This window comes from Pseudomonas sp. 05N434 (assembly GCF_056396965.1).
The window spans coordinates 1-357 of the sequence record NZ_JBFTMK010001210.1; the positions used below are offsets into that span (position 1 = coordinate 1).

At 57.4% G+C, this 357-nt stretch carries 1 protein-coding gene; it reads right to left on the reverse strand.

The features are described from left to right. On the reverse strand, positions 1–357 hold a 357-nt coding region (locus tag AC1DLB_RS32470), incomplete at both ends, for an ABC transporter permease family protein (protein ID WP_477786590.1).

The following is a 357-nucleotide window of genomic DNA, read 5'->3' on the forward strand; positions in this document are numbered from 1 at the left end:
CCAGCGGCACGTTAAACAGACAGTGAGCCAACGCCACCGCGATGTGCGTGTCGAACAAGCCGATCGAGGAATACAGCTGGAAGAACGGCAACAGGAACACCGCCGGCGGTGCCATGCGGTTGGTCAGCAGCCAGAAGAACAGGTGCTTGTCACCGAGGAAGCGATAACGCGAAAACGCATACGCCGCCGGCAACGCCACGGTCAGGGAAATAATCGTATTCATGCTGACGTAGTACGCCGAGTTGAGGTAGCCGGTGTACCAGCTCGGGTCGGTGAAGATCACCTTGTAGTTGGCGAAAGTGAAATCCTGGGGAAACAGCGTCAGGCCGCCGAGGATTTCGGTGTTGCTCTTGAAGC